At 41.5% G+C, this 20,082-nt stretch carries 18 protein-coding genes and 2 pseudogenes; 10 read left to right on the forward strand and 10 right to left on the reverse strand.

Features of this window, described 5'->3' with window-relative positions; genetic code table 11:
- Positions 1-2 precede the first annotated feature (2 nt).
- The 7 genes from RM347_RS30855 to RM347_RS30885 all read right to left on the reverse strand — a co-directional run bounded on the left by RM347_RS30855 (position 3) and on the right by RM347_RS30885 (position 6,323).
- Entirely contained in the window at positions 3-2,399 is a 2,397-nt protein-coding gene (locus RM347_RS30855) for a substrate-binding domain-containing protein (protein ID WP_428850641.1), read from the reverse strand.
- A 49-nt stretch (positions 2,400-2,448) separates the two neighbouring features.
- Entirely contained in the window at positions 2,449-2,778 is a 330-nt protein-coding gene (locus RM347_RS30860; RefSeq protein WP_292779598.1) for a hypothetical protein, read from the reverse strand.
- 6 nt (positions 2,779-2,784) lie between these two features.
- Positions 2,785-3,264 (reverse strand): phage tail protein, encoded by a 480-nt coding sequence (locus RM347_RS30865; RefSeq protein WP_292779599.1) that lies wholly within the window; start codon positions 3,262-3,264, stop codon positions 2,785-2,787.
- 80 nt (positions 3,265-3,344) lie between these two features.
- Entirely contained in the window at positions 3,345-3,812 is a 468-nt protein-coding gene (locus RM347_RS30870) for a phage tail protein (RefSeq protein ID WP_292779600.1), read from the reverse strand.
- Between the two features lie 76 nt (positions 3,813-3,888).
- Complete coding sequence (locus tag RM347_RS30875) at positions 3,889-5,547, reverse strand: phage tail sheath family protein (RefSeq protein ID WP_292779602.1); 1,659 nt, start codon at positions 5,545-5,547, stop codon at positions 3,889-3,891.
- Between the two features lie 127 nt (positions 5,548-5,674).
- Positions 5,675-5,839 carry a hypothetical protein gene (locus tag RM347_RS30880; protein WP_292779607.1) on the reverse strand — a complete coding sequence of 55 codons (165 nt, stop codon included), beginning with the start codon at positions 5,837-5,839 and terminating at the stop codon, positions 5,675-5,677.
- An 85-nt stretch (positions 5,840-5,924) separates the two neighbouring features.
- A complete protein-coding gene (locus tag RM347_RS30885) occupies positions 5,925-6,323 on the reverse strand; it encodes a sigma-70 factor domain-containing protein (protein ID WP_322718929.1) in 399 nt (132 codons plus the stop codon).
- A gap of 342 nt (positions 6,324-6,665) precedes the next feature.
- Between RM347_RS30885 and RM347_RS30890 the strand changes: the two genes are divergently transcribed.
- From RM347_RS30890 to RM347_RS30935, 10 genes and pseudogenes are all read left to right on the forward strand, one after another.
- Positions 6,666-7,112 (forward strand): hypothetical protein, encoded by a 447-nt coding sequence (locus RM347_RS30890; RefSeq protein WP_322718928.1) that lies wholly within the window; start codon positions 6,666-6,668, stop codon positions 7,110-7,112.
- Positions 7,113-7,959: 847 nt separating this feature from the next.
- A pseudogene (locus RM347_RS30895) lies at positions 7,960-9,501 on the forward strand (strawberry notch family protein); the annotation flags it as partial.
- Positions 9,502-9,858: 357 nt separating this feature from the next.
- Complete coding sequence (locus RM347_RS30900) at positions 9,859-11,604, forward strand: strawberry notch C-terminal domain-containing protein (protein ID WP_428850642.1); 1,746 nt, start codon at positions 9,859-9,861, stop codon at positions 11,602-11,604.
- Positions 11,605-11,671: 67 nt separating this feature from the next.
- Positions 11,672-12,529 (forward strand): P63C domain-containing protein, encoded by an 858-nt coding sequence (locus RM347_RS30905; protein WP_322718927.1) that lies wholly within the window; start codon positions 11,672-11,674, stop codon positions 12,527-12,529.
- A 682-nt stretch (positions 12,530-13,211) separates the two neighbouring features.
- Positions 13,212-13,802 (forward strand): ParA family protein, encoded by a 591-nt coding sequence (locus RM347_RS30910; RefSeq protein WP_190944375.1) that lies wholly within the window; start codon positions 13,212-13,214, stop codon positions 13,800-13,802.
- On the forward strand, positions 13,802-14,371 hold the full coding sequence (locus RM347_RS30915) for a hypothetical protein (RefSeq protein ID WP_322717577.1): 570 nt from the start codon (positions 13,802-13,804) through the stop codon (positions 14,369-14,371). Before RM347_RS30910 ends, RM347_RS30915 begins: the two co-directional genes overlap by 1 nt.
- Positions 14,372-14,465: 94 nt before the next feature.
- The gene (locus tag RM347_RS30920; RefSeq protein WP_322717576.1) at positions 14,466-14,621 is read left to right on the forward strand and encodes a hypothetical protein; all 156 of its coding nucleotides are present in this window, start codon (positions 14,466-14,468) and stop codon (positions 14,619-14,621) included.
- Positions 14,622-15,192: 571 nt separating this feature from the next.
- Positions 15,193-16,152, forward strand: coding sequence for a ParM/StbA family protein (locus RM347_RS30925; RefSeq protein WP_322717575.1), 960 nt, complete (start codon positions 15,193-15,195; stop codon positions 16,150-16,152).
- Positions 16,153-16,157: 5 nt separating this feature from the next.
- Positions 16,158-16,448, forward strand: a complete 291-nt coding sequence (locus RM347_RS30930) for a hypothetical protein (RefSeq protein WP_322717574.1) — start codon at positions 16,158-16,160, stop codon at positions 16,446-16,448.
- Positions 16,449-16,719: 271 nt separating this feature from the next.
- Positions 16,720-17,391, forward strand: a complete 672-nt coding sequence (locus RM347_RS30935; RefSeq protein ID WP_322717573.1) for a hypothetical protein — start codon at positions 16,720-16,722, stop codon at positions 17,389-17,391.
- A 61-nt stretch (positions 17,392-17,452) separates the two neighbouring features.
- Here the strand turns inward: RM347_RS30935 and RM347_RS30940 are convergent, their stop codons facing one another.
- The 3 genes and pseudogenes from RM347_RS30940 to RM347_RS30950 all read right to left on the reverse strand — a co-directional run.
- The gene (locus RM347_RS30940) at positions 17,453-18,235 is read right to left on the reverse strand and encodes a hypothetical protein (protein ID WP_322717572.1); all 783 of its coding nucleotides are present in this window, start codon (positions 18,233-18,235) and stop codon (positions 17,453-17,455) included.
- 172 nt (positions 18,236-18,407) lie between these two features.
- A complete protein-coding gene (locus RM347_RS30945; protein ID WP_322717571.1) occupies positions 18,408-19,172 on the reverse strand; it encodes a tetratricopeptide repeat protein in 765 nt (254 codons plus the stop codon).
- Between the two features lie 49 nt (positions 19,173-19,221).
- Positions 19,222-20,082: pseudogene (locus RM347_RS30950) on the reverse strand (hypothetical protein); the annotation flags it as partial.

Raw genomic sequence — 20,082 nt, forward strand, 5'->3', positions numbered from 1 at the left:
ATTTAATTATTATTGAGCTTCCGTACAGGTACTAGTCCGACTTCATTAAGTAAAAATTGTGCTTCATCTGTTAGCATGATCTCAGCAAAACTTTTTCCAGCCTGCGAACGAGTTTCATCATTAGGATAGGCAACTGCCATTGAGTAAGCAAAGGGATAGCGTTTTGAATTGAAAGCTTCGATATTTGGTTGATAGCTTCCTTTGTCATTGCATAAATCAATCTTTGGATTAATATCTGAACCATCGGTTTGTACTAAAGCTTGTACCTCCTGACCTTTCTCACCAACACTTAGAGGATAAACTGAACATTGTCCATAGATTTTTCTCAGTAGTCCAAAGCCTATATCACCACTGCGTTTACTTGGATCTTCAGTTTCAAAATCGCCCAGGACATCTCCCAATGTTTTTAGCGTTTCTTTTTTGATAATTTTCCCTTCTTTAATTAATTGATTAAATTTTTGCTTTTGTTGTGGATAATTATCAAAAACTATTTCTCGAAATTCCTTGATTGCTTCTTCTTCTACAGGTATATATAATTTTACTGGTAAGTTTGGTAAGTTATAATTTAATTGTTTCCAGTTGTTTATTTCTCCACTGTAAAGCTTTCGTAATTGCTCAAAACTAATTTTCCCTTTTAAGGCTTCAGGAAAACTTCCTTCTCTTTTAGCATCACTAAATGCGACAAAAATCACAATACCTTCATAGGCAATTGGTTGTAGCTTGAAATTTGCTTTTTCGAGATGCTTATCAATGTCAGCTACTATATTTGTGATCAAAAAATCTACTTTTTTTGCTTTAACTTTTTGAATAGCAAGGTCAATAAATGGTTCGGGTTTGTATCGAAGCTGTAATTGCATACCACGAGCGTCAAGTTCTTGATTGATTTTTTTACCCACAGATACTAAACCTGGTGTTGTCATCAAATAATTCCATGTACCTTCTGAACTGGAAGTGCTATAATTAAATATACCTGATGGGACATTTTTTAATTTTGCAATACAACAAGTATAAGAATTATTATTCGATAAATTCATTAGTTCAGGTATTTTACCTTTTGATATCGAGTTAACAACTTGCCAGAGAAATATGCCGCCAAAACCAAAAAGCAATCCAACCAGGATCATGAATAATCTTAGATTATTTGAATTATGTAATTTTTTGCTTTGATAGTTATCAATCTCTGTACTTAATGGTTTACTAGTTTGTAGCTCTGTAGGTGATGTTAATAGCGCGTGACGAGCATCATCAGCATTCAGAAAAGGAGCATCAAGTCCGATTAAACGATGAATTATTCTTTTGAGCGTAATATCTTCTTCGATACTAGACCAATTTTGTTCGTTCTTAGGGTCGAATGGCTGCCCATAAATTAGGTCTTCAGTTGCCCCTTGCAACAAAAAAAAGCTAAGATATCCTAAATCTTTTAAATCTTTGTCTATTGAAGGACTAATTACTTTAGATGTCGGACTTTTAAATAGGTCTTCCCAAAGACTTAAATCGGATAGATAGATAAAAAATTGTTGGTTAGTTATGATACTTTGCTGGTCGGTTGCAACAATCAGTAAACTATCCAAACTGAGATTTCCATGCGGTAAGCCAAAGCACACCTCACCGTTGGGAAGGCGAATTCTCTGGTTGTGGAGAAACCAAAGCGTTTGCAGTACTTGTCCAATGACTTCACGTACTTGCATTGAAGTCATGGGACGCTGAACTTTCTCCAGATATTGCCTCAAAGTTATACTGTTGGCAATGGGTTCTGTGATAAAATAGCAACGCTTTTCATTCAAGGGTGCGATCGCGTCCCAAGCTGTCACCAAACGAAAGTCTTGTCCTCCTCCACTCTTGAGGTTAATACTAGTTACTAGTTCAAACTGCTCTTTCCGTTCTCGCGCTTCTTTCGGATTAAAGTCAGTATCTGGCAGTAAGTATTCCTTGATTACCACTGGTTTGTTATTGAGAACGTGCGTCGCACTGTACAACCGCACTCGCTCAAATTCCTGAATAGCACCATTGCTTTGGATTCGATACCTTCCTCTACGACCGCGAATATCTTCGTTTTTTTGCAGTGGTGGAATTTGATTGTGATGCGTAGAATTGGTAACAAATTGTCGAGAGATATTGGAAATGATAGTTGTGTCAGGATTATCAGTATGCCTACTACTTTGTCCTTGCAGTTCAGACGATATGGAACTATGAGTAGGGGTAACAACTTGAGTATCGTTAGTTATTCCTACAGAATATTGTTCTCGGTTATCCTTTTTGAAAGGAACATCAATGTTGTGATATTCATTTTGGATTCGATTCATGACTATCCGAGAGATATTTTCAACCGGGTAGCGAACTAGAACTGAAGTTTCCCTGAACCGAAGACTAACCGTATTCACTAATTCCGTCAACTTCACTCTTATATCTCCAAATTTCAATATCAATCAATTAGATAAAGCTGCACTTTTACATTTGCTGACTAACGCTTGTAGTATCAACAGCTTGGTCTTGTAACTCATTAATCTGCCGATAAAATTGATACAAATAGTTGAGGTCGCAAGCGAAAAGACCTTCTATGACTGCTGGATTCACTTCTTCAAGTGCTCCTAGCCGCGTAATTACGCGAGATAGAATAATCACCGTCGCGTAAGCAGGATTGGATTTCACGCGAGGGTCACGCATTGGTACAATTTCATCCATTGCCTTTGCCAAACGCATTACTCCTATGCGGTGCAAATTACCATCAGCATCTAGATAGCCTTTGGGTAAAGTCAACTCAAACTCTGTTTGCAACATTGGGATTTACTGTTGGCGTGTAAAAGTTTCAACCGCGATTTCCATTTCTTCAATTGCGAATTCATTACCGTTGGCGCTAAAGTCAGAAGCGATATAGCTAACTGGCCAAGCTCCTCTAAACTGAAAAATTGCTTGTCCATTTCCAGCTTGGTCGTAAATGGTTAACGAACCATCGCGCAACTGTTTTGCCCAATTCCCTTCTTGAACGGCTTCAAACCATTTCCATAAAGTGGTAGATTCGGTTATGCCTCGACGCAAATTAATATTATTAGTCTTGACATTGCCAGGTATTTTTGTGCGAACCAGTTGACCAGCTTTTGCTTGACCCCAACGCCCAGGTGTTACCTCACAAATTTCTACAACATCTTGGGTGTGTTTGAAGCCTTTACATTCTAAGAAGTACCCATCAACTTGATCGGTACTTCCATCAAGTTTGATCTCGACATAAAAACGGCAGCTAGTTAAGATTTCAGAAGGTTTGCTCATTTGGTTTTATATCTCAATTGGTTTAGTAATCGGTAATTAGTATTAGAAAAAACTACTACTAATTACCCATATCCAATTGGTTACATGACGCGCTTAATGCCTTCGTGAACGAGAGTTAAAGTTTCATTTGCTACATCACTAGAACCAGCTTCGAGTTTAGGCCCTTCATACTTGGTGGGATAAGCATGAATCATTTCCCATCGGGCTTTCATTTCTCCGCTCTGGTCGTATACAGTCACCGAAGCAGCTTTGCGGTTCGATGACCAGTCGGACTTACCACCCTCATTTCGATTGCAAGCTTCATACCACTTGTATAGGTCAGTATTGGTAGTGGCAACAACTTTAACAGTCACTTGTTGAAACTTGGTGCGAGTCGGAGCAGCTTGACGCAAGTTCACAGCGCTTTTCCCCGAACCCAACACTTTATCGCCTCCGGCGGCTGGAGTTTCAGCACTTAACCCACCAACTTCAAGAATTTGTTTATCTGTTACACCGTCAGCTTCAAAATAAAATCTACAACTGACTAATAATTCATCTTGCTCTGCCATATCTCAAATTTCACTTTATTAATTTATGGATTGCTCATTGAAGCGCTATTACAAATTGACAATTTTAATAGCGCTATTATTCTTCGTCTTTACCAGTCCATTGACTGATACGGAACACAACAAATTCAGCAGGTCGGACTGGGCAAACACCAACTTCGACATACAACCGACCTAAAATCATAGTGTCAGGAGTATTGAGTGTCTCATCGCATTTAACGTAATATGCTAGTTCGGGAGTTGCTCCGTATAACGCACCCTCCCGCCAAAGGCGTTCCAAGAAGTTGCTGACAGTACGGCGCACGCGTGCCCACAAATCTTGGTCGTTTGGCTCGAATACGACCCACTGAGTACCCAGTTCAATTGATTTCTCGATATAGCTCATCAGACGGCGAACGTTTATGTAGCGCCACTCTGTCTTTTCTGGTTCGACAAGGGTTCTTGCACCCCAAATTTTTATTCCTCGACCGGGGAAAGTACGAATACAGTTAATACCTTGGGGATTTAATAATTCCTGCTCGCGGAAGTTGCAGTCGTAAGCCAAACCAATAACTCCACGTGGAGTTTCATTAGCTGGCGCTTTATAAACTCCTCGCGTTTCATCAGTGCGTGACCAGACACCCATCATATAACCACAAGGAGGTATGAGAATCGGCTTTCCTGCTTTGCGAGGATTGGGAACTTTAATCCAGGGATAGTAAAGAGCTGCAAACATCGAACGACGTTGGAAATCATTATGCAGCCAATTAACCACCTGTTGCGGCTTCATTTTATCTGGTGGTGTATCCAGAACCACCATGCGGTTGGGCGGATTGGGAGCAGAGTTTTCGCATAAGCTAATCAGTAACTCCATAATGCCGTGAACCTGGTCAAGGTTCAATAGCCCAGCTTGATAAGCCCGCATTAAATCCGGGCACGCAATCATCGTTACTTCATCAATCTCAAATAGTCCTTGGATGCCGCTACGTTCGTCGCGTTCGCCTCGCACGTATCGGGCCAAATTTTCTTGGGTGGGCAATACAGGAGGAAGACTGACTTCAAATTGACTGTCAATAGGACGACGTGCCAAAGGCAGCCCGCGTTCTGTCAAGTCGATAACATTAACAAATTGGGATTCTTCAAGGGCGGTAACTACATACTTTCCTACTTCAACATGAACGTTACGGTCCATTGTCAGGTTATCGAATCGTTCCAATTCTTCGTCATCCTGCTTAATACATACAGAAAAGAATTCTGCCGGTATGGGTGCTGGAGCATTGGGATCGCTAGGAGTATTAGTTTTTGGCTCGCTAGGTATGATTTCGACTTTGACTGAATCAATTTGTTCTTGTCCCTGCTTGAGCATGAACTGTAAAGACTGACGTTTGCCAGAAGTTTTTACAGTTAGCGCTGTTGTTTCCGGGCTAGGCTGAGTGGTTTCGGCTGCCGGTTTGGGCAATTGAGTACCGATACTAACTACCCAACAGCGCGCGCCCCCATTTAAAAACCAACCATTTACGGTAAAAGGTAAATACGCATCGAAGTCGGTGAATCCATCAGAATTTTCCTTGGCAAAATACTCCAAGTACTGGTTCCAGCAGGTAACTAACATGGGCTTGCCGATTTCAGCACCGTTGCGTATTGACTCGGTAAAGCCAACGAAGGCTGCAATGTTTGTCTGTACTCCTTCGATTGGACGGCTACCGCGATCAACTTCCTCGACATATACGCCAGGGGCAAAGTAATCAAGTCTTGCCATATCTGCGTTTCCTTTACTTGGCACAAAGCCATCGCTACAGTATAAAAATAGTATATAAACTAACACTCAAATATAGTAACCTGTTGTTTATACGTAGTTTTGTTGAGATTAAGGCTAAGTAGGGATTCTAGCCTCCAGCGAATCGGAATATATTTGTGCAAGGCGATCGATCAAGGGCTGCATCTGCTGACACTCTTGCGGCAAGTAGTCGTTCGATGCGCTGCACCATGTCTTTGACGATTCTGCCAGTTGGCACTTTCTTACCAGCAAGTTCTACTACTTTTAACCACACTTCCTACTGTTCCTGGGGTTCAAGCTTTGTCATGGGTCGAATTTGCCCCTCTGCTGTCGGCAAAATGTCCACAACAACTGCCGCATCAACTAGCGCCTCGGTTGGGATCAAACTTTTCGATTCCCTTTTGTAAACCTAGTGCGCCTTCTTGGAGCAAATCGAGAAAATCTAAATTGTGATTCTGGTACTTTTTAGCGATCGCCACCACCAGCCGTAGGTTAGCAGTCACCATTTTCTGCTTTGCTCGTTCCCCTTGATGAAGAATTGACTCCACTTCAGCTTCGCTTTGCCCAAGTGAGGTAGCTAATTCTCTTGTGGTTGGTTGATGGTTTAGTTGAAGTGCGAGATTTGAGCGCTGTTCTTCAATCGCCATCATCTGCTGTACAAGCCTAGCATTTGTAATCTCTTGCTCAGGAGTTAGCAGAGGGTAGCGTCCGATTTCTTTAAGGTAGGAGCGAACTAAGTCGGTAGTTAGGCTGGGCATATTTTTAGTTTGAATAAAATTTTTTATTTCAACAATTAGCTAACAACTTAAATCTTAACTATAGACTTAACCCAATGTTTATCTTTGTCAAAGAAAGTTTATAACTATAATACTTGAAATCTTCAAATAGGTAAATACTAAAAACTGCTTTATTTTATAAATAACCTTGAAAATAACGAAGAAGTTTAACTGAGTTAAATTAAAGAGACGCTACGCTAATTTTAGAGTGAAGTCCTCTCTTCAAGAGAGGATATGTTCAAATTCGCTTCATATTTGGACAAGGCTCAAAGACGCTTTGCGTAAATCAATTGAAAATTACAAATACTTAGTTGAGAAAAAGTCATGGATATGCAATCTCTACTTACCTTGGCAATAGTAGCTATCTTTTGGGCATTCGTTACTCTCGTCATGTTCCAGTTCATTAATGGACTATTTGTATCGGCTGCTTACACTAGTAATGTGGTTCCAGTTAACAATCTAAATATAGCTACTTCTACAATTCCATCAGTATCAGAAATAATCACCCCACAAGCTCGAACTTTTGAAAAATTGCCAGATCCTTGGACATCAGAGGATGAAGTTATTCATCGTACCAGTAACGAAGCAGTTATTCTCTCATTCCCTACATTGAGATTACTGCCTCCAGTTAAAGAAATTTCACCACAACCAAAACGTACTACTCGTTCCAATAAAGCTAACAATGCTGCCAACAAGTTACCGAAAACTAAAAAGGCTGATGTAAATTCTTCAGGCAAGCGCAAGCCAGGTAGACCGCGTAAAACTGCATAAAACTAAGAAGGTAAAAGGGGAACGGGTAAAGGGGAAAGGGATAAAAATTTCCTTTCTCTCTTCCTTTTTTACTAATACTTTATTATTAGCCTCCGACTGATCAACGGAGGCTAACTTATTTCCTGAAAAATAGTGAACTTTATGTGCCTATTTGATAGCTAACAAAGCCCACATATTAGCTTCGCTTTTTCAAGAGTGAAAATTAAAATTATATAGTCCAATGGTACAGCAACTTTTCACTCAAGGTTCTTTATTCGATTTGCAAACAGTAATCGATTACGGGCAGTCAGTTATTAATGTTGCCCAAGAGCTTGCAAAAGTTTTAATAGACAATCGCCCTCTCTCTACGAAAACTGTTTCTTCCCAGATGAATCGCTACTTTCTAGGCACTGCTGCGTCCGGTGCGTGGCAATGGAAAGATGCTTACGAAGCTGTGGAAGTGGCGCAAATATTATATCTGCGTCAAAAAGGTTACAAGCTTTTATTAGAGTCGCCGCTAACAGTATTATTGGAATTGGAGAAGTTAGTAGCCCTCTGCCCAACGCAAACACGGCGCAGTGAAGAATCAGTACAGCTTCAGCAATTCTCCACCCCTCTGCCGCTATCATTTCTGGTAGCCAAAGCAGGATTTATACAAGCTACTGATTTGGTGCTGGAACCATCAGCCGGGACTGGTTTGTTAGCACAAATGGCTAAACTGCACAGTGCAAGTCTGATGCTCAACGAGCTTGCACCCGATAGATCGAAGATTCTGCGGCGATTATTCCCTGGTACACCGCTATTCTCTGTAAACGCGGAACAAATTAACGACTATCTGGTTGGCAAGACTCAGCCCTCTGTTGTTCTGATGAATCCGCCTTTCTCCGCATCTCCCAAAATCAACAGTCGCAATCCCGATGCAACAAAAAGGCATATCAACTCGGCATTGCAAAGACTGTCCGACGGTGGGCGGCTGGTTACAATCACAGCCAATTGGTTCTCTCCGGCTAACCCAAGCTGGCGAGAGACTTTCCTTAAGTGGCAATCGGAAGCACGAGTTTTAATGTCGGTCGGGGTTAACGGCAAGGTGTACTCAAAACATGGTACACAAATCGACACTAGAATCACAGTAATTGACAAGGTTCCGGCTGATAATCCTGGCGACATCCCCTGTATTTCCGAAACTTTGGACTTGCCCGAACTGCTAGCGTTGATTGAGCAATTACCTAAGCGATCTTCGTGGAAACGCTCAGATATCAAAGCTACTGCGAAGGCAAAAGTTGTTCAATTGCCATTTCGTACTACAGTTGCACAACCAGAAACTGTTTCCTTTCTTCCAGACGACATAGTAGTGCTGGAGTATGAGGTTATCGAGTGGACGGCTAGTGAGGGTTTGAAAGACACCCTATACGAAACATATCGCCCACAGCGAATCCGAATCAAGGACGCTTTACCTCATCCGTCCCTACTGTGTGAGAGTGCAGCCCTAGCACTTGTCTCGCCACCACCACCAACTTATAAACCGCATCTTCCTAGCAACATTATCACACAAGGCTTGTTGTCAGAGGCACAACTTGAAAGCGTTATTTACGCAGGTCAGGCGCACTCAGAATTTTTATCTGGGTCTTATATTGTGGATAATTCATGGGATAATGTGACTGTAGCGGCAACTGGCGAAGAAAATGCTGTAAAATTTCGTCGTGGCTAGTTCTTAGGCGATGGGACGGGTGCTGGTAAGGGTAGACAATGTGCAGGAATCATTCTCGACAACTGGTGTCAGGGGCGTTCTAAAGCAATTTGGGTATCCAAAAGTTCTGCCTTAATTGAAGATGCCCGTAGAGACTGGTGTGCGCTCGGAGGTAGTGAGAAAGATATCATTGACCTGAGCAACATTAAGCTTGGCGATCCAATTCCCTTCACCCAAGGCATTCTCTTCTGCACGTACTCAACTCTACGATCACAAAAGAATGGTAAAAGTCGGCTTAAGCAAATTGTTGAATGGGCAGGAGCAGACTTTGAGGGAGCAATCGCTTATGACGAGTGCCACAGTATGGGCAATGCGATGGCCCAGGAGGGTAAACTCGGTATAGTTGCAGCATCCCAGCAAGGTATTGTTGGGCTGAGGTTGCAAAACGCATTACCGCAGGCACGGGTTGTCTACGTTTCTGCGACTGGTGCAACTAAAGTCTCAAATCTCTCATACGCCAATCGCCTGGGACTTTGGCAGACTGGGGATTTCCCGTTTACCTCCCGTGAAGATTTTGTGGAATCCATTGAGGGCGGTGGTATCGCCGCGATGGAAGTGGTCGCCAGGGATCTCAAGGCTTTGGGACTGTATCTGGCGCGGAGCCTTTCATTCGAGGGGGTGGAGTATCAAACGCTCGAAATTGAGTTAACGCCGAGGCAGGAACGGAGCTATAACAGCTACTCCGATGCTTTCCAGGTTATTCATAATAATTTAGAGAAAGCGTTAGAAGCTTGCAATATAACTGGCGCAAAAACGTACAATCGTGCTGCTAAGATGTCTGCTAAGTCGCAGTTTGAAAGCCATAAACAGAGGTTCTTCAATCATCTGCTGACCGGGATGAAATGCCCCACCCTGATCAAAGCGATTGAGCAGGATCTAGCCCAAGGTCTTGCAGTTGTCATTCAAATAGTTTCGACTAATGAAGAACTTTTGAAACGACGACTTGATGAAGTTCCGGCTTCCGAATGGAAGGATCTCAATCTTGACTTGACCCCACGGGAATATGTGATGGATTACCTGATGAGTGCTTTCCCCATTCATCTGCATTCCATTCATTCTGGCGTTGATGGAGAAGAAAGATCCGAGCCAGTCTTTGACGCTGATGGCTCTCCAGTTATCTCCCAAGAAGCTGTAGCCTTGAGGGATGTGTTAGTAGATAAGTTAGCATGTCTTGATCCAATCCCTGGCGCATTAGAACAATTGCTGTGGCATTTTGGTCACAAGCAAATTGCCGAAGTAACTGGTCGCAGCAAGCGAGTTCTGAAAGATGATTCAGGGCGTTTGTTCGTTGATTCGCGTGGTAGTGGGGCGAATATTGCTGAGACTGCTGCGTTTATGCAGGGTGACAAACAAATTCTCATCTTCAGTGACGCTGGTGGCACAGGCAGAAGTTATCATGCCGATTTAAACGCTGCGAATCGGCGGCGGCGATCGCATTATTTGTTGGAAGCTGGTTGGAGGGCAGACAATGCAATTCAAGGACTTGGGCGCTCACATAGAACCAACCAAGCATCAGCACCCGTGTTCAGACCTGTTACCACTAACGTCATCGGTGAACGCCGCTTTATCTCAACCATCGCTCGAAGGCTGGATAGCTTGGGCGCACTCACAAGGGGGCAAAGGCAAACCGGAGGTAACGGAATATTTTCAAACAAAGATAACCTTGAGTCAAACTACGCCGAATATGCACTGTATGAACTGTTCAAGCAGATATTCCAAGGTCGATTTTATGAAGTCCCTTTAGGAAAGTTTGAGCAAATGACTGGATTGTGCTTAACCTCTCATGAAGGCGGGATGAAAATCGACTTGCCCCCATTGCGGCAATTCCTTAATCGGCTGCTGGCTTTACGCATCGATATGCAAAACATCATTTTCGAGCGTTTTGAGTTGTTGCTAAGTCAACAGATTGAAGCAGCGATCGCGGCGGGGGTCTATGAGATGGGTGTGGAGACTTTACGGGCTGAACGGTTTACTGTTGAGAGCCAGGAAGCTGTGTACACCCACCCTGCCACAGGTAGCGTAACGAACTATCTCAAGATAGAACGCACTCAGAACAATAACATCAGAACTGCTGACGAGATGTTAGAGTTCGCCACTCAATATCAAGGAAGGCTCATGATCAACTCCAAGTCAGGCAATGCTGCTGTATCAATTCCGACACATAGTATCTACGACGCGGATGGTGGTGTTGTCCCAAGAGTTTTGCTGATTCGTCCACAGAAAGAAACTCGCGTACCAGTCCAAGACTTGGAATCTTCCACATGGGGGCAAGTTTCTATTGATGCGTTTACTGCTGCTTGGTCTACTGAAGTAAACGAATTACCCAAGTTCACAACCGATTACCTGCATTTGGTAACTGGTATTCTCCTACCCATCTGGAAAATACTACCACAGCAGAATAGTCGAGTATTCCGCTTGCAAACCAGCGATGGACAAAAGATTCTCGGTCGGGTGGTGAATGCTAATGATATTAAGTCGGTGGCTGAACAACTCGGACTGAAGGATAAGCTGTTAAGCCCACAGGAGTTAGTCTCTTTAGTGCTAAACGAAGGCTATTCCCAGCAGTTACCGGGTGGCGTAACCTTGCGACGTTCTTTCGTTGCTCGTGAACCACGAATTGAGTTAGTTAATGGTATCTCACTGGCAGAGCGACTCTTAGCTGTGGGTTGCTTCACCGAGATCATCAACTGGAAAAAGCGGGTATTCATTCCGGTTTCAGACAAAGCCCCAGCTATTCTAGCGGCTGTGATTGAAATCTTGGGATAATTTCCAACCTCAAAGACCTAGACATTTAATCTGGGTCTTTTTTACTTTCAAAAAATTAATAATCACCTTGGCAAGCGCTCCGCGAGAAATTGATGAAATTTTTGTGGAGAAAGCAATCATGGCTAAGAAAGACTTTGCAGCCGCCCAAGCCGTTGAGTTGTACATCGGCAACTATCGGTTTGATGCCATTAGGATTGTTGAGACGAAAGAATACCGGATGTCTCAAAATCACATACTTGAGACAATAGGTATAAATAAAAACTCGTTGACCAGGTTACAGTTTAGCCTACCCCGTGTCTACAAAACCCTTATAGAGCATGGGTTAAATCAGGTTACACTTTCTGCGGAATATACGGTTAAAACGACAGTAACACGTGCTATAACGTGGTCGCTAAGAGATGCCAGAATAATTTGGCGTTACTTTGACACAAAAGGAAATGCACAGGCTCAAAAGCTAATTGATGCCTTATCTGAAGACTCACTCACTAGCAGATTCGATCAAGTCTGGGGAGCGTCGCGCACAGTCGAACAGCGACGCATCGATGATTGCCGCATCCTTGATACCCCGCGTCCTTGGACAAAACTTTTCGAGACTGAATTTGAGGAGAATCTAGCACGGATAAGCAAGCTGCATAAAAAGCATATACAAAATGGCAAATACTATTGGGAGTTTATCTACAACTGGATGACTCCAGAAGAAAAAGCCAAGCTCGATATCGTTAATCCAATTTTGCCTAACGGGAGGAGAAAGTACAAAATACATCAAATGCTGTCGAAAGAAACAAAGGAAAGGTTATCTCCCCATGTGATATCAGTTCTGGTTCTGATGAAGTCGGCTAACTCGGTGGCAGAACTGAGGCGGCTGGTGCAGAGGCAGTACGGAATAGATCAGCCTAATCTGTTTGATGCTTGGAATGTGGAATAGTTGACGTAAGTTACGCGGTAAGCTGACAACGGCTTACCGCAATCTTGTGTGTGAGCTTTAAAATGGCATTCCAGCAATATGAAGCTTTGGTTTTTCAGAGTTTCGCTATATCAGAATTTTGCATACGTGAAAATAACATCATTGTTTAACCTCGGTTTAAGAAAAACCTATAACGGCATTCCAGCAATATGAAGCTTTGGTTTTTCAGAGTTTTGCTATATCAGAATTTTGCATACGTGAAAATAACATCATTGTTTAACCTCGGTTTAAGAAAAACCTATAACTGCATTCCAGCAATATAGAGTTTCGATTTTTCAGAGTTTCGCTATACCAGAATTTTGCATACGCGAAAATAACATCATTGTTTAACCTCGGCTTGAGAAAACCCCATAACGACATTCCAGCAATATGAAGCTTTGATTTTTCAGAGTTTCGCTATACCAGAATTTTGCATACGCGAAAATAACATCGTTGTGTAACCTCGGCTTGAGAAAACCCTATAACGACATTCCAGCAATATGAAGCTTTGATTTTTCAGAGTTTCGCTATACCAGAATTTTGCATACGCGAAACTACAAAATGCTGAAACTATGAAAAACTAAATTTTTAAAGTTGTATAATTTCACTATTTCGCTAACATACGCTATAAGTCTAAGCTCTAATTCAGCAAAAGGAACCAATAGTGATTATTACAGTAGCTAGTTTCAAAGGTGGAGTAGGCAAGACAACAACGGCTGTTCACTTAGCAGCTTATTTAAACCGAAAGGGGGCAGCTTTACTTGTTGATGGTGATCAGAATCGTTCTGCTATGACATGGGCTGCACCAGGAAAACTACCATTCAAGGTAGTTACTGATATTCAGATGCCTAAATATATTCGTCAGTTTGAGCATATTATAATTGACACCCAAGCCCGACCAACCAAAGAAGACCTTGAAGAGCTAGCTGACTCTTGTGATCTTCTTATCTTGCCAACGACACCAAAAGCTTTAGATTTGGATGCTCTTTTAAGAACAATTGAAATCTTGCACCAAATGAAATCCAATTTTAAAGTTTTACTAACGATGGTTCCACCACCACCAAGCCAGTCTGGGAAGGAGGCAAAAGAAATGCTTTTAGCTGAAAATATTCCTATTTTTAAAGCCGAAATTAAGCGCCTAGTAGCCTTTGAGAGAGCGCCTTTAGAGGGTGTTATCGTCAAAGATTACCCTGACCCAAGAGCAGATGCTGCTTGGGCTGGGTATGAAGAACTTGGAAAGGAGATAATGGTCTAATGACACAAGAAAAACCAGCAGGTGGTCGCTTTGCAAGCCTTCGAGCATTGCGAGAACAGCGTACAGAAGAACCACTTGAACCGCAAGAATCGCTCGAAGCACAAGAAGTACTTGAACCACAAGAAGTACCTGAACCACGAGAAGTACCTGAACCACAAGAAGTACCTGAACCACAAGAATTACTTCAGGAGCAAGAAATAGAACAAGCTAGTTTATTACAAACAGATGTAACAGACAAAACAGAGAAAGGCTTGAAAGAGATACCAGAGGCAACGAAGCTTCAACCAGTTGTAGCAAAGAAAACAAAAAGCAACCTGCCTCAGAAAAATAAAACTGTACCTCAAGATGAAAAGCGTGGGCCAGGACGGCCTGCTGGTCGTCGGAGCAATCCCGACTATACTCAAATTTCTGCATATATTCCTTTGGATATGTTATTAGAAGTTCAAGATGTCTTAGCAGAGGAAAGAAAAGAATTGAGAAAGCGAACACCCCGCCCTGTAAGCGATTTAGTAGAAGAACTATTAGGAACATGGCTGAAAAAGCAAAAATCTAGTAAATCAGATAGATGAAAAACTGAAATTTCATATTTTTGCGTATGCAAAATTATGAAGTCTTTCATTTCTAATCTTTAAGCAAAACATTGAAACATGAACGAATACTTCAGTGGTGAATCCGAATGGATTGAAACCGCCAGGAGCAGTTGTTGGCCTATATGACCAAGGATTATGGTGGCCTACTTTACCGTTGCGGCCAAGTGTTGATGAAGTTGAACAACATAAAAGACCTCAAGAAGAGTTAGGTAAACCTGAATTGATCTAAAGATGTAAAGTACAAACTGACTTATGGGGTGAGTAATTCTCACTACTACACTACTTACTAATTATGATGTTTATCGGCAAGTAGTAAAACCTTACCTCCAAAAAACTCCTTTGGAATTGACTTTGGGAATGATAATTCAGTACAGAAAGCTGAACCTGTCAACAAGTAGTAACCCACTCGTTACGTAGTCAGCAAGAAGTTAGAGATCAAGACTGAATTGCTTTTCAACAAAAGATTGACGATAAAGTATAAATCAAAGAGTCAACGATGATCTAAATTAATTTTTGCTGCGTTGATAGAAAAGATTTCAAAAAAATTCATGGGGGCTATATGGGGGCTTTGTGTACCCCAAGATTGTTTAGGTGCTTGAGCGAAATTTGACCCCTACATGGGGGCTTTGTGGGGTCTTTGTGGGGTACATTTGACTAGGTGAGGTTTTACCCCACTTAGACCCCAAGAGGTTATGATAAGTTCTTCAGGCTGGAGCCGAGGAGCAAGAGAAAATCTTTGCATTAACAATTATTATTTATCAAGATAACTTTTTTAATCAAACCGTATTGACTCGTCCCCTATGTCTAACATTCACACCTTGCAAAAAATTTTTCCTGCTGGCTTTGATAACGGCTATGGAAGCCTAAAACTTTTAGTCGATGGCTTTGAAGTAGTTCGTGTCCCCAGCTATATAACTAATGCCGAGATGGAAGACGTACCAGGGAGGGTCGTTTTTAACGGTAGTGCTTACACTGTTGGAGAATCAGCTTTTCGTACAGGAAATTATTTTGACCGAAACACTGATAACAATGAAAACAAAGTCAACAACGCATTGTTAACATTATTCGGTGCATTGGCACATCTACCACACCGTAAGGCTTGGCATTTAAAATTAGTCGTTAGCTTACATGATGTCGCTCTGGCTGACGAATTGCAAAAAGTACTAAACGGGGAATATCAGCCAATACTTGCTGGCAAACAATCAGAGGTGAAGATCGAAGTCCTGAAAGTCGTACTAGAAGGGATGGGTGCATTGTTTGGGCATCAACTACCAAAAAAATTAACCATTTTAGATTTTGGCAATGGCACAACTCTGTATTCTCGTTACAACCAAGGCAAACGAGAAGTTCACACCGCCTACCCCACTGGCGTAGAAGTTCTCATCAATGATATTTCCCAAAAGATGAAACATTTAAATGGCGGAAAAATCGGGGATGCATCCAAAATCCGATTTTGTTTGGAAATGGGGCATACTCGGTACAGCCGGGACATTGATATCAAAGATGTTTACAGCGCTTGCTTAAAAGATTGGTATGAAAAATACTTGAAGAAAGTGGTGAATCTAACACTTGATGCCAAACACCAAGGGGATGAAATCTGGGCGATAGGTGGAGGCTGCCTCTTACCTGGATTTAAGAAGCTTTTAGAGAAGAACGGGTTCAAAATACTGGACAACCCAGTGGAAGCTAATGTCTTTGGGCTTTTAGAGATGGCAAAAGCCATCAGCAGCAAGAATTCGCCTACTACATCTATTAAATGATCACAATGACAGAGAAATTTGACTTAGCTCCGATAAAAATTCGGCTTAAAGAAAACTATCGAGAACGCATATTTGCAGAGTCCCAACAACTAGGTAAAAGTTATCTGGAGACGCTTTACTTTATTATTGATTGCTATTTTGTTTTCATCAAGGCTGGATTAGCTACACAACAAGTAGCTTTCACGCCGATTACTACTGAGCCGAACAAACTTCCTTCAATGACTTCAACTCCATTGGCACAGGAGAAAGAAGAAGATTCTTCAAGCGAAACCTTCAGCCTTGACTTTGATTTGTAACCATCAAAGGAAGTTGGCAACGGGAAAGAAATACAAGACCTATTTTTCTAATAGCATAGCTTGTATTGATTGCCTTATGAGGCTTCTAGCGATCGCCCTCCCGGAGACTGATAAAAGAGAGATAGTATTTATATACTACTGAACTGATCCCAGCCCAAGGCATCATCATGTCAAATTTGAGATACTTGAGGTAACTAATGTCTCAACAATAATTTTATAAATTACACAATTGGCTCTAATGATCATAAGCATCACTATAATCATTTTAATAATGCTTGCCGGATATTGGTTTGTTTTTTATCACGATCAAAAGATAAAGCGCATCAAAAGTAACTTAGTGCTGGAAGTTGATGGAGCAGATATTCGTTACCCAAATTTACCTTTAGGTAACTTTGGTATCTTTTTTGAGGTTAAGGAGAATCAAAGAATCCAGGTCATTTTTCCAAAGCTCACACCCGAAGGCATTGAGTACATTTATTCCTGGCATAATCTTCAATCTATACGTATTCCAACTTTCGATAAAATTAATATCGATAAAAAAGCAAATCTCAAAGTAGCTCAACAACTAGCCTTCCTAATTAAAGAGCATATCCAATTTGTCGAACCAGAAATTTTAAAATTAAGAAAGCAGTGGCACAAAACCAACAATTTACTGGATTTAGTACTTACGTCAGAATTTTATGCTAGTCAACAGGGAATTTACAAAAGAGCATTATTTCAAATGGAGAACTTACTCGATAAAGCTGAAGAATTACAACAAGTCTATATTGGCTTTATTAGAGAACTTTTGATTGGCAGACAAGTTGCACAATATGACCCAAATCTCCTTCCAAATGACAGCTTTGCTATTGAGAATAAGTATAAAAGAATTAGAGAAGAGTACCAATATATGAAAGATACAGCAACAGCGTATGCTGAACTTCTACGCACAAGCCAAGTTTAATAATGTAGCGAATGGCAAAACCACCAAAAGCCGGATATGGCGAGCTTTGCTCTAAACCAGTTTATTCCTCCTGGTGTTCATCTTCGTACTCCTCTTCATCCTCGTCATATTCATAATCAGCATAGTCTTTCCCGTGTTTTTCGTACCACAGGCGTTCTTCCTCTTGAGCCGCCTCTCGCTGTATCCTTTTCCGTTCTGCCATCTCTGCTTCTAAACGTTCTTGCTCTAATTTCTCCTTCTCAATTCTTTCTTTCAAAAGCCTTTCCCGCTCTTGGGTTTCTTGTTCTACCCTCTCCCTCTCAAGTCTGATTAATCGCTGCTCAACTCGTCCACAGTAAAAATCCAAAGCCTTACCCGTCGCGGCTCCAGTAACTGTACCACCCACTAGAAAAATGAGTCCAGTTTTCCAACCTTCAATCGGGCCACCGCTCCACTGCAAACTTTTTTGATTAAACCATACCAGCACAGAAAAGACAGAAATTCCAACTACCGTATTGATCAGCGCAAAAATTCTCGGTGTCATCTCAGTATGACGGAGAATTAGCCACTGCCCCAGCCAGAGTATTGCACCAAAAATCACCGCAGCGATCCCGCTCATGACAAAATGATCTGGATATTTGAACGGATCTAGTGTCATGTTAATAATCAATGGCACAAATATCAGCAGACAGAGCAAAAAGCCAATGAATAAGCCAGCAACACTTATCAGGCTCCAGTAGCGACCGAGATAACCGAGGCGGAATTCTAGTATCCACTCTTGTACTGGAAGCATTGTTATGTAAAACGCAATTCCTGCACTGACGTAATCGAGCATTGGCAGTTGTTTTACTTTTGTATTTAGCATATTTGGCATAACTGTGCCAAAACGGACAAGGAAAGATACTAACTTAAAGACCTATTGAAGGGATTATTACTGTAAGGTTTATCGCTCTCTGCGATCACCTACGGTGGGCGGTTACGCCATCGCAGAAAGAAATGAAGAAAGAATTTAATTTGTAGCCGCTCGACAAAAGTGGCTATTTTTTCGATTTGCTTATCCTACTTTCAACCCCAAACAAATCTTTGTAAACTTCATGATCTCGAAAAAGCTCCATAATCAAACTTCGAGTAAAAGCACAGTAAATCATATTCCCTCGCGCCTCATACAAACCAAAAGCTTTAAATAAATCTTTTTTAGCGTCCTCAATATTGCCCAGATGGAATCTGACTGTCCCTCGTCCACAGTATGCTTCTGCACAATCACCATCTAGAGATAATACTTTTTCTAAATCAAAGAGTGATTTTTCTAATTCCCCAGATAAAAAGTAAATATTCGCCCTATTTATATAAGCTGATAAACAGTTTGAGTCAAGTGAAATTACTTGATTGTAATCTGAGATAGCTGCTGGGTTGTCACCAGTTAAATTTTTATACGTATCAGCCCGATTTAGATAAGCCTGGACTAATTTTGGATTCAGAGCAATAGCTTTAGTATAATCTTCAATCACCTTGGGAAATTCTGACTTATGACAGATTTTTGACCGAGCTAATCCTCGATTATTATAAGCTTCAGCAAAACTCGGATTCATTGCTAATGCGTTATCAAAAAGCTGAATCGCATTTTCATATTTTTCGATTTGAAACTGAATTAGTCCTATAGTATTGTGAACTTCAGCAAAATTAGGATTAAGTAGTAATGCTTCTCTAAAGCACTCAATAACTGCATCTAAATTGCCTGAATTTAGATGTGCCAAACCTTGATTATAAGAAACCTGTGCTTGCTCTAAATTAGCCGTCTCCATAGTGCTGTTCTCCTTCTCTATTGCTTAAAAAGGCTATTTTAGGATAATTTCATCTTTGTAAGTCTACTTGCTGTGTTTGAGATTTAGTTAATATTTTATCAATTTGAGTATTAGCATCCTCAAAAGTTTGCAATATCTGTGGAGTTAGTTTATTAGTCTGTACCCTCCCAGATTGCAAGTTTAAAATTACCTCTCCATCTTTCTGCGAAATAGTTAAATCCCTCTGCTGGGTATTGAAAGCCAAGTCATAAATTTTCCCTTGGACTTTAGTACCATTTTCATCAGATTTCCCCCAGACCATGCCAATCCTTTGAGCAATTTGAGTCAGCCGACTGATGGCTTCAAGTTCAAATTTATCTTTATTCATTACTGTCAACGCTTCGGCTGATAATTGTTCACCAGCTTTAAACTGATTGGCCACTTCTACAATGCGTTTTTTGTAATTCTCCAGCTTCCCTAACTTATCTGCGGCATTGTACCAATTTCTCAAGTCATCAATAGTGACTGATTGAGTTTGGACTGTTTGGTTAGGTGAGGCTCTGTTTTGTGGTTCAGGAAACGGGACTATAAAACCCTCCACATAATCCCCCAAGGGTTCAAGATGTAGTCCCCACACCTGCCCTTTGCCCGTGAACAGTTCTGGTAATGCTTTGGGTGAGTGCTTTTCCATATCAGCCCACTGCTGTTGATAAACGGGGTCAACAATCATATCAGGTGTGATTTGATACTGCTTACCCACTCGAAAGGCGATTTGCTTATCAAGACCTGTCGCCAGAGCTATATCGCCTTCCTTAAACCCATACTGTTTGTATGGTTGATAAGCTCTGGTGGTATGAGTTCGACCATATCCTCTCATCGCATCAATGCAAGTATCCACGGGTAAAACATTGGTGTCACCATGCATCATTAA

This window comes from Nostoc sp. ChiQUE02 (assembly GCF_034531305.2).
Classification (GTDB): Bacteria; Cyanobacteriota; Cyanobacteriia; order Cyanobacteriales; family Nostocaceae; genus Nostoc.

Coding starts and splice junctions, on each gene's coding strand:
- RM347_RS30860 (WP_292779598.1), bottom strand. CDS start 2,778: ATGTTGCAAACAGAGTTTGAGTTGACTTTACCCAAAGGCTATCTAGAT.
- RM347_RS30865 (WP_292779599.1), bottom strand. CDS start 3,264: ATGAGCAAACCTTCTGAAATCTTAACTAGCTGCCGTTTTTATGTCGAG.
- RM347_RS30870 (WP_292779600.1), bottom strand. CDS start 3,812: ATGGCAGAGCAAGATGAATTATTAGTCAGTTGTAGATTTTATTTTGAA.
- RM347_RS30875 (WP_292779602.1), bottom strand. CDS start 5,547: ATGGCAAGACTTGATTACTTTGCCCCTGGCGTATATGTCGAGGAAGTT.
- RM347_RS30885 (WP_322718929.1), bottom strand. CDS start 6,323: ATGCCCAGCCTAACTACCGACTTAGTTCGCTCCTACCTTAAAGAAATC.
- RM347_RS30890 (WP_322718928.1), top strand. CDS start 6,666: ATGGATATGCAATCTCTACTTACCTTGGCAATAGTAGCTATCTTTTGG.
- RM347_RS30900 (WP_428850642.1), top strand. CDS start 9,859: ATGAGTGCTTTCCCCATTCATCTGCATTCCATTCATTCTGGCGTTGAT.
- RM347_RS30915 (WP_322717577.1), top strand. CDS start 13,802: ATGACACAAGAAAAACCAGCAGGTGGTCGCTTTGCAAGCCTTCGAGCA.
- RM347_RS30925 (WP_322717575.1), top strand. CDS start 15,193: ATGTCTAACATTCACACCTTGCAAAAAATTTTTCCTGCTGGCTTTGAT.
- RM347_RS30930 (WP_322717574.1), top strand. CDS start 16,158: ATGACAGAGAAATTTGACTTAGCTCCGATAAAAATTCGGCTTAAAGAA.
- RM347_RS30935 (WP_322717573.1), top strand. CDS start 16,720: ATGCTTGCCGGATATTGGTTTGTTTTTTATCACGATCAAAAGATAAAG.
- RM347_RS30940 (WP_322717572.1), bottom strand. CDS start 18,235: ATGCTAAATACAAAAGTAAAACAACTGCCAATGCTCGATTACGTCAGT.
- RM347_RS30945 (WP_322717571.1), bottom strand. CDS start 19,172: ATGGAGACGGCTAATTTAGAGCAAGCACAGGTTTCTTATAATCAAGGT.